The sequence below is a fragment of the Archangium lipolyticum genome, assembly GCF_024623785.1.
GTDB classification, from domain to species: Bacteria; Myxococcota; Myxococcia; order Myxococcales; family Myxococcaceae; genus Archangium; species Archangium lipolyticum.
This window is the reverse complement of record NZ_JANKBZ010000004.1, coordinates 181392-195931: the sequence shown is the minus strand read 5'-3', so window position 1 is coordinate 195931 and position 14540 is coordinate 181392. Positions and strand designations below refer to the sequence as shown.

16 protein-coding genes are annotated in these 14540 nt (G+C 69.1%); 13 read left to right on the top strand and 3 right to left on the bottom strand.

From position 1 onward, the window contains the following. Window positions 1-9: 9 nt before the first annotated feature. From NR810_RS11015 to NR810_RS10995, 5 genes are all read left to right on the top strand, one after another. On the top strand, window positions 10-570 hold the full coding sequence (locus NR810_RS11015) for a hypothetical protein (protein ID WP_257451115.1): 561 nt from the start codon (window positions 10-12) through the stop codon (window positions 568-570). After that, complete coding sequence (locus NR810_RS11010) at window positions 563-1156, top strand: hypothetical protein (RefSeq protein ID WP_257451113.1); 594 nt, start codon at window positions 563-565, stop codon at window positions 1154-1156. Before NR810_RS11015 ends, NR810_RS11010 begins: the two co-directional genes overlap by 8 nt. A gap of 25 nt (window positions 1157-1181) precedes the next feature. Beyond that, complete coding sequence (locus NR810_RS11005; protein WP_257451111.1) at window positions 1182-1967, top strand: phosphotransferase; 786 nt, start codon at window positions 1182-1184, stop codon at window positions 1965-1967. Then, complete coding sequence (locus tag NR810_RS11000; RefSeq protein WP_257451108.1) at window positions 1954-2871, top strand: aldo/keto reductase; 918 nt, start codon at window positions 1954-1956, stop codon at window positions 2869-2871. Before NR810_RS11005 ends, NR810_RS11000 begins: the two co-directional genes overlap by 14 nt. Before the next feature lie 188 nt (window positions 2872-3059). Next, window positions 3060-4310, top strand: a complete 1251-nt coding sequence (locus tag NR810_RS10995) for a M20/M25/M40 family metallo-hydrolase (RefSeq protein ID WP_257451106.1) — start codon at window positions 3060-3062, stop codon at window positions 4308-4310. Between the two features lie 25 nt (window positions 4311-4335). Here NR810_RS10995 and NR810_RS10990 read toward each other — a convergent pair whose 3' ends face one another. Continuing rightward, window positions 4336-4461: a hypothetical protein gene (locus tag NR810_RS10990; RefSeq protein WP_257451103.1), complete on the bottom strand. Its 126-nt coding sequence runs from the start codon at window positions 4459-4461 to the stop codon at window positions 4336-4338. A gap of 100 nt (window positions 4462-4561) precedes the next feature. Here NR810_RS10990 and NR810_RS10985 point away from each other — a divergent pair, with 100 nt between their 5' ends. Together NR810_RS10985 and NR810_RS10980 are read left to right on the top strand one after the other, a co-directional pair. Beyond that, window positions 4562-5071, top strand: coding sequence for a YfbM family protein (locus NR810_RS10985; RefSeq protein WP_257451100.1), 510 nt, complete (start codon window positions 4562-4564; stop codon window positions 5069-5071). Between the two features lie 141 nt (window positions 5072-5212). Next, entirely contained in the window at window positions 5213-7075 is a 1863-nt protein-coding gene (locus tag NR810_RS10980) for an ABC transporter ATP-binding protein (protein ID WP_257451098.1), read from the top strand. Window positions 7076-7093: 18 nt separating this feature from the next. On the opposite strand, the gene NR810_RS10975 is transcribed toward NR810_RS10980, so the two are convergent. Beyond that, window positions 7094-8299 (bottom strand): cyclic nucleotide-binding domain-containing protein, encoded by a 1206-nt coding sequence (locus tag NR810_RS10975; protein WP_257451096.1) that lies wholly within the window; start codon window positions 8297-8299, stop codon window positions 7094-7096. Between the two features lie 302 nt (window positions 8300-8601). Here NR810_RS10975 and NR810_RS10970 point away from each other — a divergent pair, with 302 nt between their 5' ends. Further along, window positions 8602-9288 carry a Crp/Fnr family transcriptional regulator gene (locus NR810_RS10970; protein WP_257451093.1) on the top strand — a complete coding sequence of 229 codons (687 nt, stop codon included), beginning with the start codon at window positions 8602-8604 and terminating at the stop codon, window positions 9286-9288. A gap of 55 nt (window positions 9289-9343) precedes the next feature. Here NR810_RS10970 and NR810_RS10965 read toward each other — a convergent pair whose 3' ends face one another. Further along, complete coding sequence (locus tag NR810_RS10965) at window positions 9344-10054, bottom strand: transglycosylase domain-containing protein (RefSeq protein ID WP_257451092.1); 711 nt, start codon at window positions 10052-10054, stop codon at window positions 9344-9346. 115 nt (window positions 10055-10169) lie between these two features. Here NR810_RS10965 and NR810_RS10960 point away from each other — a divergent pair, with 115 nt between their 5' ends. Genes NR810_RS10960 through NR810_RS10940 form a run of 5 tightly spaced genes read left to right on the top strand, consistent with a single transcriptional unit; the run spans window position 10170 to window position 14379 of the window. Continuing rightward, complete coding sequence (locus NR810_RS10960; protein ID WP_257451089.1) at window positions 10170-10658, top strand: NUDIX hydrolase; 489 nt, start codon at window positions 10170-10172, stop codon at window positions 10656-10658. Window positions 10659-10666: 8 nt separating this feature from the next. Beyond that, window positions 10667-10987: a hypothetical protein gene (locus NR810_RS10955; RefSeq protein ID WP_257451087.1), complete on the top strand. Its 321-nt coding sequence runs from the start codon at window positions 10667-10669 to the stop codon at window positions 10985-10987. A 37-nt stretch (window positions 10988-11024) separates the two neighbouring features. Further along, the gene (locus NR810_RS10950) at window positions 11025-12887 is read left to right on the top strand and encodes an OPT/YSL family transporter (protein WP_257451085.1); all 1863 of its coding nucleotides are present in this window, start codon (window positions 11025-11027) and stop codon (window positions 12885-12887) included. A 2-nt stretch (window positions 12888-12889) separates the two neighbouring features. Beyond that, entirely contained in the window at window positions 12890-13429 is a 540-nt protein-coding gene (locus tag NR810_RS10945; RefSeq protein ID WP_257451083.1) for an NUDIX domain-containing protein, read from the top strand. Between the two features lie 35 nt (window positions 13430-13464). Then, the gene (locus NR810_RS10940) at window positions 13465-14379 is read left to right on the top strand and encodes a TPR end-of-group domain-containing protein (RefSeq protein ID WP_257451081.1); all 915 of its coding nucleotides are present in this window, start codon (window positions 13465-13467) and stop codon (window positions 14377-14379) included. Window positions 14380-14540 lie beyond the last annotated feature (161 nt).

The following is a 14540-nucleotide window of genomic DNA, read 5'->3' as shown; positions in this document are numbered from 1 at the left end:
AGGCAGTCCATGCCCGAAGCTCTCGTCCAGGCTCTCACGCCCACTCCGCGCCAGTGGCTCTCACGCTTGCGCGATGCCGCCAACCTGCTGGCGTCCCTGGCTCCGGGTGTGTTGTTCGGCTCGGCGCTCGTTCTCCTCTCCCGTGACCCGCGCTTCTCCTGGCTCATCGAGCCCGCCCGGTACCCGTGGGAGCTCTGGGTGGTGGCAGTGGCCGGGACGACCGCGACCCTGGCGGGCCTCGCGGACTGGCGCTACCACCGCACGGCCGGAGTGCGGGTCGGCCCCAACGAGCACCGGGCGGAGTTCCTCGCGCTGGCGGGCGGAGGGCTGCCGCTGTTCCTGTTGATGGGGGCCGCTTCCGTCTCGTCGCGCCCCCGGATGTTCCTGTTGCCGGTGCTCGTCGTCCTGATGGGGACGGTCGCGCTCGTCTGCTACGACGAGTTCGTCTTCCATCGGCGGCGGTGCGGGCGGTTCGAGTCCCTGCTGCACCGCACACTCCTGGCGGGACATGCGGCCGCGTTCCTGGCCTGGGCGCACTTCTGCTTCGTGCGGGAGGGGTTCCATGGCTGAGTCCACCTGGGAAGCCGTGCCGCTCGCTTGGGGCCGCGGGCGCACGCTGCTGGAGCGCGCGGCGAGGTTCTACGATGCACCCGGCTCTCCGCCCGCCCGGTCCGCCCGGGGTGCATGGCGCGGAGGCTTCCGGGGCGGTGCCGCCTGGATGGCCGAGGCCATGGCCCTCGTGCGGGGCCGTCCCGTTCCCACCACGCTTCCCCGGGCACACGGACTGGGAGTCCTCAAGTACATGGCCGCGCTGCTCGCGGCGCTGGGAGCCTGGGGCCTGGCGGCGTTCGCCGGGGGACCTCTCCTGGTGGGACCTGCCCTCGCGCTCCTGGCCTTCTACGCCGTCGAGGCGCAGATGGTGTTCCTCTTCCCCCTGGCGCTCGATGGAGCCGCGCACCCGTTCCGCGCGTCGCGGGCCCTCACACGCAGGGCCGGAGGTACGCTGAGCGTCATGGGCACGGTGCTCCTCCTGGCGGCGGTGATGCTCTTCGGCGGGCTGGCGGGGAGGGGCGTGGTGCGCTGCTGGTGTCTGGGATGCCTGGCGGTCGTGCTCTGGTACGAGGAGCTGACGGGGGAAGCGCTTGTCATTGGCTGAGCGCTGGAGCCAGGGACTGGGACGGATGATCGAACTCGTCCGGGTCAACACGGTGCGCCCGGAGTCCCTGCGGGGCCGCGCCGTCTGGGTGAAGCGCCGCCGCCCGGGCATGGGAGCGGTGATCGCTCCCGGAAACCTCTTCCTGCGCCTGTCGCGCAGCCGCATCCGCATGTTCGTGTCGTGCGCGCGGTGGCAGGACTGGGAGCTCGCGTCCTTCCAACTCCTGCACCCGGGGCGGCTCGCCGAGCGCCGGAAGGGCGGCGCCGTCGCGCTGGAGGAGCTCCCGGGCGAGAGCCTGGACCGGCTGCTGGCGCGCGGGGAGCTGACGCCGGAGATGCTGGCGGCCTCCGCCGTGGAGCTCCGCCGTGCCCACGCGCTGTGCCTGCCGGGCTCGCGGGTGCCATGGTCCCACGGCGATGCCCACCTGAAGAATGTCCTCTATGACGCGGCCGGGCGGTGCGCGCGGCTCATCGACTTCGAGACCCCGCACGAGCCCTGGCTCTCCGCCGACGAGCGCCACGCGGATGACCTGTTCGTCTTCCTGCTGGACCTCGCGGGACGCGCGCCGGAGGGGGCACTGGGACAATGGGCTGGAGTCTTCCTCCGCGCCTATGCCCGGGTGGACATCCTGCTCGCGCTGCTCACCCGCCTGCGGCCACCACGCGGACTGGAGCGTGCGCTCTGGGCGAGCCGCTCGCAGCACCTCCCGGGCGCGAGGCTCGCGTCCGCTCTCGGCCAGCTGCGCGAGAGGGTGATACGCATCCTCGAGGACTCACCGGTTTCCATTGGAGACAAACATGACCGTCGGTAGGCAGAAGCTGCACCCTGAAGGACTGGAGCTCTCGCGTCTCGTCTGTGGTCTCTGGCGTGCCTTCCAGGGCGAGGAGACACGTGAGCCCACCGGGCTCGCCCGGTGGATCGACGCCTGTCTGGAGTTGGGCCTCACCAGCTTCGACCACGCCGATATTTATGGAGACTATCAGATTGAATCACTCTTCGGCGGAGCGCTGCGGGAGTGGCGCGGCGACCGTGGCCGCATCGAGCTGATCACCAAATGCGGCATCATGCTGAAGAGCGGCCAGCGCCCGGCGCACCGCGTAAAGCATTACGACACCGGCCGCGCGCACATCCTCGCCTCGGTCGACAATTCCCTGCGGAACTTCGGGACCGACTACCTCGACCTGTTGCTGCTCCACCGGCCGGATCCCCTGATGGACGCCGACGAGACGGCGGCGGCTCTCGACGAGGTGTGCCGGTCCGGGAAGGTCCGGTACGTGGGCGTCTCCAATCACACGCCCGAGCAGATCTCCCTGCTGCAATCCCGCCTGTCACGGCCGCTGGTGACGAACCAGGTGGAGCTGTCGGTGCTGCACTTGGAGCCGTTGCACGACGGCACACTGGAGCAGGCGCAGCGGCTGCGCATGGCGCCAATGGCCTGGTCTCCGCTCGGAGGCGGCAACCTCTTCAAGGGCGACGGAGAGCGCGAACAGCGGGTCCGGCGAGCCCTGTCCGACGTGGCGGCGGAGCAGGGCCACGACAACCTGGGGGCGGTCGCCATTGCCTGGCTGCTGCGTCACCCCTCTCGCCCGGTGCCGGTCCTGGGCTCGAGCAGGGTGGAGCGGCTGCGTGAGCTGGTGCGTGGCGAATCGCTCGCGCTGTCACGCCAGCAGTGGTTCTCCATCTGGGAGGCCTCGGCGGGACGGCCCGTTCCCTGAACGGCTGCACGGTATTCTCACAAATGCGTCAAAATGTTTTGAGTTCATTATTAAAAAGTCATTCTCATGTTTGTGAGTCATCTAGCTGATCCCCGGGAAAGCGGTTAGAACGGCGCCTCCGGCGAATCGGGAAGTTCTGGTTCACGGAAATCAAAACAGGGGAAGCATCAACCGCCGAGGAGCAGCGTATGAGGATGACGAAGTTCGGAGCGGTCGCGTTGTCGTTGGTGTGCACCACCCCCGCGTTCGCGGGTGAGAAGGACAAAGAGGTGTGGGTCACCATTGGAACGGACGCGTTGGAGCCCGCGCGTGAGTCGTTCCAGGGGCAGGGCCTGGTAGCCCCCGCCGTGCTGCACGAGAAAGGCGGGGTGGCGGTGATGCGCGTGCGCGAGTCCCAGCTGGAGAAGCTGGCCTCGGCGATGCACGACAAGCTCAACCGGTGCGCGGGATTCATCGTCCATGACACCGAGGAGCATGCGCTGGCGGCGGTGGAGAGCTCCACCTCTCCCAAGCCGGTGCAATCCCTCATCAGCTACACCATCGACAACGCGACGACGGTGAACGCGCTGCTGGGCAGTGTGCAGGAGTCCAGCATCCGCAGCACCATCAGCACGCTGTCGACGCGGTGGACGTCGCGCCGCTACAACGTGCAGTCGGGCGCGGACGCGGCCACCTGGCTCAAGACCCAGTGGACGACGCTGGCCGGCTCGCGCAGCGACGTGTCGGTGGCCTTCTTCAACCACTCTTCCTGGCTGCAGCCGTCCGTCATCCTCACCATCAAGGGCACCACGCTGCCCAACGAGGTGGTGGTGCTCGGCGGACACCTGGACTCCATCAATGGCAGCAGCTCCACGGCCAGCGCGCCGGGCGCGGACGATGACGCCTCGGGCATCGCCTCGCTCACCGAGGTCATCCGCGTGGCCATGCTCAAGGGCTACAAGCCGGCCCGCACGGTGAAGTTCATGGCGTACGCCGCCGAGGAGGTGGGCCTCAGGGGCTCGGCCGCCATCGCCGCCCAGCACAAGAGCAGCGGCACCAACGTGGTGGGCGTGCTGCAGCTGGACATGACCAACTACCGCGGCTCCAGCTACGACATCGTGCTGGTGTCCGACTACACCAACGCCGCGCAGAACTCGTTCCTCTCCAGCCTCATCGGCAAGTACCTGCCGGGGGTGACCTCGACCTCGACGCGCTGCGGGTACGGCTGCTCGGATCACGCCTCCTGGCACAACCAGGGCTTCGCGGCCTCCATCCCCTTCGAGGCGCTCATGGGCCAGGACAACCCGTACATCCACACCTCGAGCGACACGCTCACGCAGTCGGCCGGGAGCGCGCAGAACTCGGTGAAGTTCGTGAAGCTGGCCGCGGCCTACATGGCCGAGCTGGCCAAGGGCACGGCGGGCACCGCCCTGGTGCCGGACGCCGAAGCCGAGCGTTGATGAGGCACTGACGGCGGCGCCCGGGTCACTCCACGGTCCGGAGCGCCGTCTTCATCGGAGCATGCAGTGCGGGCGCGGCCGCCAGGATGCTGGTGGCCCCCCAGTCGAGCGCATCGCGGATGAGCAGGCTTCCCGCGAGCCAGTTGTACATGTCCTCTCCGTACTCCCCCGCTCCGGAAGAGCCGACCACGCCATCTCACTATGATGAGCGCGGGCAGGCGGGATAGAGTCGCGCGCCACGGAGAATCCCCATGAGCATGATCGTCGTATTTCGTCTGGCCCAGCGCGAACAACTTTCATCCCTGCTCGCTTCGCCGGAGCAGGTGTTCGATTTCCTCGAGGATGCCGACGATGAGGACGCTGACAACTCGGAGGACGTGCTCGATATCGACAAGGCGTGGCATGGCCTCCACTTCCTGCTCACGGGCACGGATTGGGGAGGCAAGCCTCCGCTGAACTTCATCGTCGCGGGCGGCGAGACGGTCGGTGACGAGGATGTCGGTTACGGGCCGGCCCGCGCCTTCACTCCCGAGCAGCTCGCGGAGATCTCCCGGGCCCTCGATGGGATCAGCTCGGACGCGCTGCGCCAGCGCTTCGACCCGGCGAAGATGATGGAGTTGGACATCTACCCGAGCATCTGGGACCGCGACCCCGCCGATGACGACACGCTGGGGTACGTGCTCGAGCACTTCGAGTTGCTCAAGCCGTTCCTGCGCAAGGGCGTGGAGCGGGGACTCGGGGCCCTCGTGTACATGAGTTGAGTGTGCGCCCCGGAGGTTGCCCGGGGAGCATCCGGGCGGGCGTGACCTCCGAGGGGAATGCGGAGCGGGGAACCCCTCCGGTGGGGCCCCTCCGGCGCGGGAGATGCGGCGTACGTCGGAGTGCCGGGTTAGACAGAGGGCGTGCCTCCCCCGTATTCGCGCTCGGCGCGTCCTCCCGAATCCCTCAAGGCCCGGCTGAAGAACGCGGGCACGCTCTTCCGGCAGCTGCCGGGCACCTTCCGTCTGTTCTGGGCGTCGAGTCCCCGGGGCGCGGTGGGGCTGGCGGTGCTGACGCTGGTGGCGGCGGTGCTGCCGGCGGCGATCGCCTGGGTGGGCAAGCTCATCGTGGACGGGGTGGTGGCGGCGGCCGCGGGCGGGGGCGAGGCGGCGCGGGAGCGGGTGCTGCACCTGGTGCTGCTCGAGTTCGGGTTGATGGTGGGCTCGGTGACGTTGGACCGGGCGCTGTCGCTGGTGCGCGAGCTGCTGCGGGCCAACCTGGGCAACCTGCTCAACGAGCGCATCCTGAAGAAGGCGCTGGAGCTGGAGCTGCGGCACTTCGAGGACTCGGACACCTACGACAAGATGCAGAACGCGCGGCGCGAGGCGAACAGCCGGCCGCTGGGGCTGGTGATGGATGCGTTCTCCATCGTGCGCAACGCGGTGACGCTGTCGACGTACGCGGTGCTGTTGGTGTCGCTGTCACCGTGGAGCGTGGTGGTGCTGGTGGCGGCGAGCATCCCGGCGTTCATCGCGGAGGCGCGGCTGGCGGCGGAGGGATTCCGGTTGCACTCGTGGCGCGCGCCCGAGGGGCGGAAGCTGAACTACCTGGAGTGGATCCTCACGCGGGACAACCACGTGAAGGAGGTGAAGGTGTTCGGGCTGGGCCAGCTGGTGCTGGGGCGGTACCGGACGCTCTTCCAGAAGTTCTTCCAGGAGGACCGGGCGCTGGCGATGAAGCGGATGGGGTGGGGCCTGGGGTTGGGGCTGGTGTCGCTGGGCGCGTTCTACGGGTGCTACGCGTTCGTGGCGAACCGGGCGGCGCTGGGGGCCATCACGGTGGGCGACATGGTGCTGTACCTGTCCGTGTTCCGGCAGGGGCAGTCGGCGTTCCAGGGGATTCTGTCGAGCGTGGGCAGCATGTACGAGGGGGCGCTCTTCATGAGCAACCTGTTCGCGTACCTGGAGATACCGACGGGGCAGGAGTCATCGCGGGTGCTGCCTCCGCTGAAGCCACCGAGGGGCCGGGGCAACGCCATCGAGCTGCGCGACGTGTCGTTCCGCTACCCGGGCAAGGACGCGTGGGCGTTGAGGAACGTGTCGTTGCGGTTGGAGCCGGGGGAGAAGCTGGCGCTGGTGGGTGAGAACGGGGCGGGAAAGAGCACGCTGGTGAAGCTGCTGCTGCGCCTGTACGAGCCGACGGAGGGAGACATCTTCTACGGCGGGGTGAACCTGAAGGACATGGACCCGGAGGATCTGCGCTCGCGCTTCGGGGCGGTGTTCCAGGACTTCGTGCGCTACCAGTTCAGCGTGGCGGAGAACATCGGACTGGGGCACGTGCCGGCGCTGGAGGACCGCGACCGCATCGTCCGCGCGGCGGAGCAGGGCGGGGCGAGCGCCGTCATCTCCACGCTGCCGGGCCAGTACGACACGATGCTAGGCGGCTGGTTCGAGAAGGGGCACGAGCTGAGCGGCGGACAGTGGCAGAAGCTCGGGGTGGCGCGGGCCTTCATGCGCGAGGACGCGGAGGTGCTCATCCTGGACGAGCCGACGGCGAGCATCGACGCGGAGTCGGAGCACGCGCTCTTCGAGCGCTTCCAGGAGCTGGCGGCGGACCGCATCGCCCTGGTCATCTCCCACCGGTTCTCCACGGTGCGCATGGCGGACCGCATCGCCGTGCTGCACAACGGCACGGTGGAGGAGCTGGGCAGTCACGCGGAGCTGATGGCGCGCAACGGGCGGTACGCGCACCTCTTCAACCTGCAGGCGCGCGGCTACCGGGACTGAGACCCGCTCCGGGCCCACTCAGACGCGCTGGTCGCCCTCGAGCACCTCGTGGCCGGAGAGCAGCCGGGCGGTGCGCTGGAGGCGCTCGGAGCTCAGCTGCGAGAGCGCCTCGCGCACCCCGGCCCGAACGAGGACGTGACGCTCGACGGCCTCCCGGTCCAGCCGCAGCAGTGTGCAGGCGGAGTCCGCGGACACGGTGGCGGTGGCGGGCAGGCCGAGCAGCACGGACAGCTCGCCGAACACGTCCCCCTCGCGCAGCACGGGGTACTGGCTCTCGTGCCCATCGGGATGCTGGTGCGTCACCCGGCACTGGCCCCGGAGGATGAGGTACAGGGCCGTCCCTGGCTGTCCCTGCTCGAGCAGCTTCTGGCCGGCCGCCACGGAGTGGAGCTGGAAGGAAGGGGCCAGGGCCTCGCGCTGCTGGGGCGAGAGGACGGAGAGGATCGGATTGCAGCGCAGCACGTTGGCCAGCAGGCGCTCCTCGTGGAAGGTGTGCAGCACCTGGCCCACCGAGGGGTGGTGCCGCACGAGCCGCTCCACCTGCTCCCGCGTCAGCTCCAGCGCCACGGTCCGCTCGGCGGCCACCACGCTGGCCAGCCTCGGGCCCGCGGAGAGCAGGGCCATCTCCCCGAAGAAGTCGCCCTCGCCCAGCGAGGCCACCTTCCGCCGCTTGCCTCCCTCCAGCTGCCGCACCACGTCCGCGCGCCCTTCCACGATGGCGAACAGGGAGTTGCCTGGCTCGCCCTCCGTGACGATGGTGTCCCCCGGCGCGAAGACCTTCAGCGCCAGCTCCTCCAGCACCGCCACGAACGCCTCCTGGTTCAGCTGCGAGAAGAGCGGGATGCGGGGCAGGGCCCGGGGCGCCGCCGGCTTCGGCGTGGGCGTCAGCCGCGGTGGGGGCGCCATGCGCCGCGCGTAGAGGTCCGCGAGCATCCGCTGCGTGCGGCCGTGGCCCGGCTCGAGCTGGAGGATGACCTTGCACATCGCGATGGCGCGCAGCAGCCAGCCCTGCCGGGCCCAGGCGGTGGCCACCTCCTCGTACGTCGCGATGGCTTCCTGCTTGCGTCCCAGCCGTTGGAGCAGCTCGGCCACCTTCTGACGGCCGCTCAGCTCTCCCGGAGTCGCCTCCACCACGACCTGGTACTCGGCGAGTGCCTCCTCGAGCTTTCCACTGGCGAAGAATTGAGCGGCCCTGTCCTTGTGTTCACGAAGCGTCTCGAGCATGGCATCCCTTTCGCGCGGACCTTCCGGAGGGGGCATGTGTCTCTCCGTCCGCTTTCATTCCGGTTTTCGCATGACGCTTCTCCCGAGGCTGTGATGCGTCTGACACGTCCGGTGTGGAGTGGGTCACATGCCCGCCCTCACGGGCATGCTCGACTGCTCGGAGGCCCGGGGGTTTCCGTGTGGTGATGTCTGTCCTATCGTTGTTGCCACGACGAGCGGGCGGCTCCTCCCTGGTGGGGAGCCGTTGCTCCGGGCAGAATGAGCAACGGTGGGGATGTTTCCCACCATGAAAGCCGCGAGCCATGTCCTATTCGGAGCTCCTCTCTCGGGTACCCCTCTTTGCGTCTCTCGGGTCCGATGACCTGGAGCGACTCTCCTCACGTCTTCAACCGCGGAACTACGACCGGGGGGAGATCGTCTTCCACCAGGGCGACGTGGGAACGGACCTCTTCATCATCCGCAAGGGCGAGGTGACCATCCGCCTCAGCTCCGCCGATGGCAAGGAGGTCACCCTGGCGCTCCTGCGGCGGGGGGACTCCTTTGGAGAGCTGGCATTGTTGGACAGCGAGCCGCGCTCGACGGACGCGGTGGCTCGCGAGGAGACCTCGCTGTTGAGCCTGCGCCGGGAGGAGTTCCAGCGCTTCCTGGAGGAGCGGCCCCAGGTGGTGCCGGCCCTGCTCGCCGAGCTGAGCCGGATGGTGCGGCGGGTCACCCGGGTGGTGCACGACGCCAACTTCCTGGACGCACGGGCCCGGCTGGCGCGCGTCTTGTTGGATCTGGCCCAGTCCCAGGGACAGTCGGGCACGGAGGGGGAGGGGGTGGCCATCGCTTCCCGCCTCACCCAGGGCGAGCTCGCCAACCTGTGCGGACTCACCCGTGAGAGCACCAACCGGTGGTTGCGCTTCTACGTGCGCGAGGGGCTGCTGTCCTACGAAGGGGGGGTCATCACATTGCTGGACCCCCAGAACCTTCGCATCAACGCCGATTGAGGCGGGTGGGGCGCCGGGTCACCGCCCAGTCCGACGTCGCGCGGAAGAGAGGATGTCAATGGGTGGGCCCCGTGGCCGGGAGCGGCAGTGGCTGTTGGCTCGCCTCCTCGCGCTGGGCCTCGGAGATGAGCCCCGTGGACCGAAGGCGCGCGAGCACGAAGTCCCTTCGTCGGAGCGCGGCCTCGGGCCGGCGGAGCGGGTCATATCGGCCTGGCGACTGGGGCAGCCCCGCGAGCAGGGCGACCTCGTGGAGCGCGAGCCGCTCAGGCTCCCGGCCGAAGTACCTTCGCGCGGCGGCATCGAGACCGATGCTGTCTCGTCCGAACGAGGCGCCTTCGGCGTAGGCGGTCAGCAGCTCCTCGGCGGTCCAGTGGCGTGAAATCCAGACGGTGAGCGCGAGCGCCTGGAAGCTCCGGTGCAGGTGCCGCTCGCCCTCGCGCCTGGGTTGGGACGCCAACCACCGCCGTGCCGTCAGCCAGGCGAGGTCCTCTCCGGCGGAGCGCTGTCCCCGTGCCAGGCCGTTCACGAGCGTCCAGGGCCAGAGGGGTTCGAGCTGGAGAGGCCGGCCATCCTCCTCGATGAGCCAGAGCACCTGGTGGGCGAAGTCCACCCGGGGCGGAGGGGGGCGTGGCCGTTCGCCCACACGGGACAGCCCGTAGTGGTACGCGGCCTCCACGCTCCCGAGCAGCAAGAGCGGGGCGAGGAGCAGGGCGGCGAGGCCTCCTCTCAGGAGACGAGAGGAAAGACCGTGGCTTCGCGGAGACATGTCGCGGGGTTCGTGCAGGGGGAGTGCCAGTCATCCACCCGCACGTGGGTAGGATGTCCGGCGCCTACCTTCTGACTTCTTGCGAGCCCGGACCCGAGCGATAAGAGCCCTGTCCATGCCCTACACGCCCATTCTCGGCACCCTCGGCTACGTGATGTCCCCGGACGGGACGAAGGTGCTGCTCATCCACCGCAACGCGCGCGAGAACGACGCGCACCTCGGCAAGTACAACGGACTCGGCGGGAAGATGGAGCCGGGCGAGGACGTGGTCTCCTGCATGCGCCGGGAGATTCGCGAGGAGGCGGGCATCGAATGCACGGAGCTGCGGCTGCGCGGCACCATCAACTGGCCGGGCTTCGGCCCCAAGGGCGAGGACTGGCTCGGCTTCATCTTCCTCATCGACCGCTTCGAGGGCACCCCGTTCGAGCGCAACGTGGAGGGCACCCTCTCCTGGGTTCCGGTGAAGGACATCATGTCCCTTCCGCTCTGGGACGGAGACCGCCACTTCCTGCCGCTGGTGTTCGATGATGACCCCCGGGCGTTCCACGGCGTCATGCCCTACGCCAACGGCCGCGCGGTGAGCTGGTCGTTCACCCGCATCTGAGACGAGCCATGAAATCCATCCTGCGTCTGTGTTCGATGTTCGCGAGCTGCGGATTGCTCGCGTGTGGTTCCCCCAACACTCCGAATGACAACGACCCGCCCGACGCGGGCCAGAACTGTGACGCGAAGACCGTGTACGCGCGGCCGGCGGCGGGCACCGACTGCCAGCAGTTCGCCTCGTCCTGCGAGATACCGGCGGGTTACGTCCAATGCTGTGGCGGATTCGCCTTCGGAGCCTGTGCGGGTCAGAACCTCCGGTGTGTCGATGACACCACGGATACGTGCAATCCGGGCAGCAGCGCGACGTGTCCGGGGATCTGCCAGCCGTAGTTGAGGTGACGCGGAGGGGCCGATACCCTCCGCGTCCATGGCCCAGTCCGCCCCATCGAGCCCGTCGTCTTCCGCCGCCGCGTCCTCAGCCAGCTCCAGCCCGGAGGGCGGTGCTCCGCGCTTCGGCTGGTTGCCCGAGCCGGGCTCGTGGAAGTTCCACCTGTTGCTGAGCGCGGTGGCCATCTTCATCCTCGGGCCGCTGGGGGGCATCGCCGCCTCGTACATGAACTTCAGCCTGGGCATCTTCGTGGGTGGGCAGGTGCTGGCCGGCATCCTCGGCAGCGCCGTCACCTACGGCTACGGCCCGGATGGCAAGCACGGCGCCAACTACATGCAGACGATGGCCGCCTCGGTGGCCTCGATGTGCGCCATGTCCGTGCTCGTCCAGGCCATGGTGTGGCTGGGCATGCCGCAGCCGCCCGCGTGGCACCTGATGGTCTTCGTGGGCTGCGTGGGCATGTTCGGCGTGGGCGTGGGCATGCTCTACACGCCGCTGCTCGTGGACCGGCTGCAGCTCGACTACCCCTCGGGCTACGCGGTGGCCAACATCCTCCGGGCGCTCACCGACAAGCGCCTGCTGAAGGCCTCCATCGCCAAGCTGGGCGGTGGCACCGGCCTGGGCGCGCTGGTGGCGTGGCTCACCGAGCACGTGGCCGCCCTGGGGGCCGCGGGCATGAGCGCCTCCACGGTGGGCGCGGGCATGGTGGTGGGCAGCCGCATCACCGTGCCGGCCCTCATCGGTGGGCTCATCGGTATGGCCTTCGTGCCCTACCTGCGGGAGATCGGCTGGCTGGGAGCGGAGGATCCGTTCCGCAAGATTGGCTTCCTCATCGCCCTGGCGATGATCTGCGGCGCGGCGGTGGTGGACCTGTCGCTGCTGGCGGTGCAGGCGGTGGAGCGGGTGCGCAACCGGGCCCGGCTCCAGGAGGGCGAGGTGCCGGCCTGGAAGCAGGTGAACATGCCGAGGTTGGTGGCCTGGGTGGGCTTCTGGGGCGTGGCGGTGGTGCTGGTGGCCACGCAGCTGCTGGAGCAGCCCCTGGGCTTCGTCGCCTTCGGTCTGGCGTTGTCGCTGCTGTTCGTGCTCATCAACGGCATCGCCTACGGCATCAGCGACCAGAACCCCATCTCGAGCGCCTTCGTCATCTCGGTGCTGCTGATGTCGCTCCTGGGGCTGAGGAACCCGGTGGTGGGGATGATGGCCGCGAGCATCCTGCTCATCTCCACCTCGGTGGGCAGCGACATGCAGCAGGACCGCTCCACGGGCTGGCGCCTGGGAACGGACCGCGTCATCCAGTTCCGCTATCAGGTGGTGGGAATCGTGATGGGCGCGGTGCTGTGCGTGGGGCTGGCGCGCGTCTTCATGAGCGCCTATCCGGTGCTGGCCATCAACCAGCTGGACAGCCCGAACGCCGAGGTGGGCCAGTGGGGCTCGGCGATGACGTACAAGCTCGTGGGAGCCATCCGCGGCCTGGGCTCGCTGTCGGATTACACGGTGAAGGCGCTGCTGCTGGGCTTGGGGATTGGCTTCACCATCGAGGTGGCGCGCAAGCTGCTCAAGCGCCATGAGGGTTATCAGCGCTTCGTGAAGGGCTCGCGGGCGGGCTACGCGGTGGGGTGGACGATGGACGCGGTGCTGTTGTCGAGCCCCTATGCCACGTCCCTCGGCGGCTTCGTGAACCTGCCGGTGGTGGTGTGGTTCTCCGTCGGCGGCATCATCTCCTCGCTGTGGAACACGCTCAGGAGCAGGCCGGCACCGCGCGTGGCGGGCTCACCCGGCGAGGGCGAGGTGCTGCCCGAGGACATGAGCTCCACGTCGCTGGTGGGCGGAGGGCTCATCGCCGGCGAGTCGCTCTACTTCCTCTTCTTGGGGCTCGCGGGGCTGCTCGCGCTGCTGGGGTGACCATGACCATCGAGACGATTTCTTCGAGGGAGGTCTACCGGAACCGGTGGATGACGGTGCGCGAGGACGCCATTCGCAGGCAGGATGGCTCGAGTGGCATCTATGGCGTCGTCCACAAGCCGGACTTCTCGCTCATCATCCCCTACGAGAAGGGGGCGTTCCACCTGGTGGAGCAGTACCGCTACCCCGTGAAGGGGCGCTACCTGGAGTTCCCCCAGGGCACCTGGGAGGACCAGCAGGACGCGGCGCCCGAGACCGTCGCCGTGGGGGAGCTCCAGGAGGAGACGGGGCTGGTGGCCGGGCGCATGACGTACCTCGGCCACCTCTTCAACGCCCCTGGCTACTCCACGCAGGGCATGCACGTCTTCCTGGCGGAGGAGCTGTCCCAGGGGCCGCGGAGTCCGTCCCCCGAGGAGGGTGACCTGGTGGTCACCCGTGTCAGCGTCGAGGAGTTCGAGGCACTCATCCTCGACGGCCGCATCAAGGACGCCTCGAGCGTCTCGGCCTATGGCCTGCTGAGGCTGAAGAAGCACCTCCCTTGATGGACGCGCCCCCCAGCACCGGTATGGTTCGCGCCATGCGCTCATTCGCTCCCTGTCTCCTCCTGTTGGCTGTTGCCTGCGCGCACTCACCCGCGCCCTCTTCCACCCCCGCTGGCACGGAGTCTTCCGCCGCCGCCACGCTTCCGGACCTGGAGCCCCCCAGCACGCCTCCGCCGGGCTGGCTCCAGGTCCACCGCGCCGATGCGCTGATGAAGCAGCACAAGCCCGCCGAGGCGCTCCCGCTCTACCGGCAGGCGTGGGAGGCGGGGAACCGCGAGGACGGCACCGCCTACTCCGCCGCATGCGCCGCGGCCCTGCAGGGGCAGAAGGACGAGGCGATGACCTGGTTGACGCGCTCCGTGGAGGGCGGCTTCCGCGACACGGAGTGGATGAAGCAGGACGAGGACCTCTCCTCCCTGCGTGAGCTGCCGGCCTTCACCGCGTTGGTGGACCGGATCGCCACGCTCCCCGCGTCCGCCCAGGAGGACGCGAACCCCGAGATGAAGCGGCTGATGGACGAGGACCAGGCGGATCGCCGGGGAGCGAGCCTCTCCAATCCCGAACAGTTCAAGCAGATCGCCGAGCGCGACCGCCAGCGCCGCCAGCGCGTGGGCGAGCTGCTCGACGCGGGCGCCGCGAAGACGGGGGCGGACTTCTTCGCCGCGGCGCTCGTCTTCCAGCATGGGAACGCGCTCGAGGACTACGCCCGGGCGCGCGAGCTGGCCGCCGAGGCCGCCCGCCGGGGCCACCCGCACGCCCTCTGGCTCACCGCCGCCGCGTGGGACCGGTGGTTGATGAGGGCCGGCAAGCCGCAGCGCTTCGGCACCCAGTACAGGCCCGACCCCGCCACGAAGCAGATGCGTCTCTACCCGGTGGACCCGGCGGTGACCGACGCCGAGCGCGCGCGTTGGGGTTTCCCGCCGCTCGCCGAGCTCTCTCCGGGGATGTAGGCCCGGGGGAGGTACGTTTTACCGTCCTCCAGCCCGAGGCGGCCCACCCTGGCCCGATAAGCCCTTGAAATGACGAGCTCTTCCGATGGGGCGCTGCTGGCACGCGAGATGCTCCATGCCCTGCTCGTGAAGGTGACGGGGTAGGACGGGCGTGAGGGGTG

What these genes read in the sequence shown, in the direction of transcription:
- NR810_RS11015 (WP_257451115.1), top strand. Translation starts at nt 10, where the DNA reads ATGCCCGAAGCTCTCGTCCAGGCTCTCACGCCCACTCCGCGCCAGTGG.
- NR810_RS11010 (WP_257451113.1), top strand. Translation starts at nt 563, where the DNA reads ATGGCTGAGTCCACCTGGGAAGCCGTGCCGCTCGCTTGGGGCCGCGGG.
- NR810_RS11005 (WP_257451111.1), top strand. Translation starts at nt 1,182, where the DNA reads ATGATCGAACTCGTCCGGGTCAACACGGTGCGCCCGGAGTCCCTGCGG.
- NR810_RS11000 (WP_257451108.1), top strand. Translation starts at nt 1,954, where the DNA reads ATGACCGTCGGTAGGCAGAAGCTGCACCCTGAAGGACTGGAGCTCTCG.
- NR810_RS10995 (WP_257451106.1), top strand. Translation starts at nt 3,060, where the DNA reads ATGAGGATGACGAAGTTCGGAGCGGTCGCGTTGTCGTTGGTGTGCACC.
- NR810_RS10990 (WP_257451103.1), bottom strand. Translation starts at nt 4,461, where the DNA reads ATGTACAACTGGCTCGCGGGAAGCCTGCTCATCCGCGATGCGCTCGAC.
- NR810_RS10985 (WP_257451100.1), top strand. Translation starts at nt 4,562, where the DNA reads ATGAGCATGATCGTCGTATTTCGTCTGGCCCAGCGCGAACAACTTTCA.
- NR810_RS10975 (WP_257451096.1), bottom strand. Translation starts at nt 8,299, where the DNA reads ATGCTCGAGACGCTTCGTGAACACAAGGACAGGGCCGCTCAATTCTTC.
- NR810_RS10970 (WP_257451093.1), top strand. Translation starts at nt 8,602, where the DNA reads ATGTCCTATTCGGAGCTCCTCTCTCGGGTACCCCTCTTTGCGTCTCTC.
- NR810_RS10965 (WP_257451092.1), bottom strand. Translation starts at nt 10,054, where the DNA reads ATGTCTCCGCGAAGCCACGGTCTTTCCTCTCGTCTCCTGAGAGGAGGC.
- NR810_RS10960 (WP_257451089.1), top strand. Translation starts at nt 10,170, where the DNA reads ATGCCCTACACGCCCATTCTCGGCACCCTCGGCTACGTGATGTCCCCG.
- NR810_RS10955 (WP_257451087.1), top strand. Translation starts at nt 10,667, where the DNA reads ATGAAATCCATCCTGCGTCTGTGTTCGATGTTCGCGAGCTGCGGATTG.
- NR810_RS10950 (WP_257451085.1), top strand. Translation starts at nt 11,025, where the DNA reads ATGGCCCAGTCCGCCCCATCGAGCCCGTCGTCTTCCGCCGCCGCGTCC.
- NR810_RS10945 (WP_257451083.1), top strand. Translation starts at nt 12,890, where the DNA reads ATGACCATCGAGACGATTTCTTCGAGGGAGGTCTACCGGAACCGGTGG.
- NR810_RS10940 (WP_257451081.1), top strand. Translation starts at nt 13,465, where the DNA reads ATGCGCTCATTCGCTCCCTGTCTCCTCCTGTTGGCTGTTGCCTGCGCG.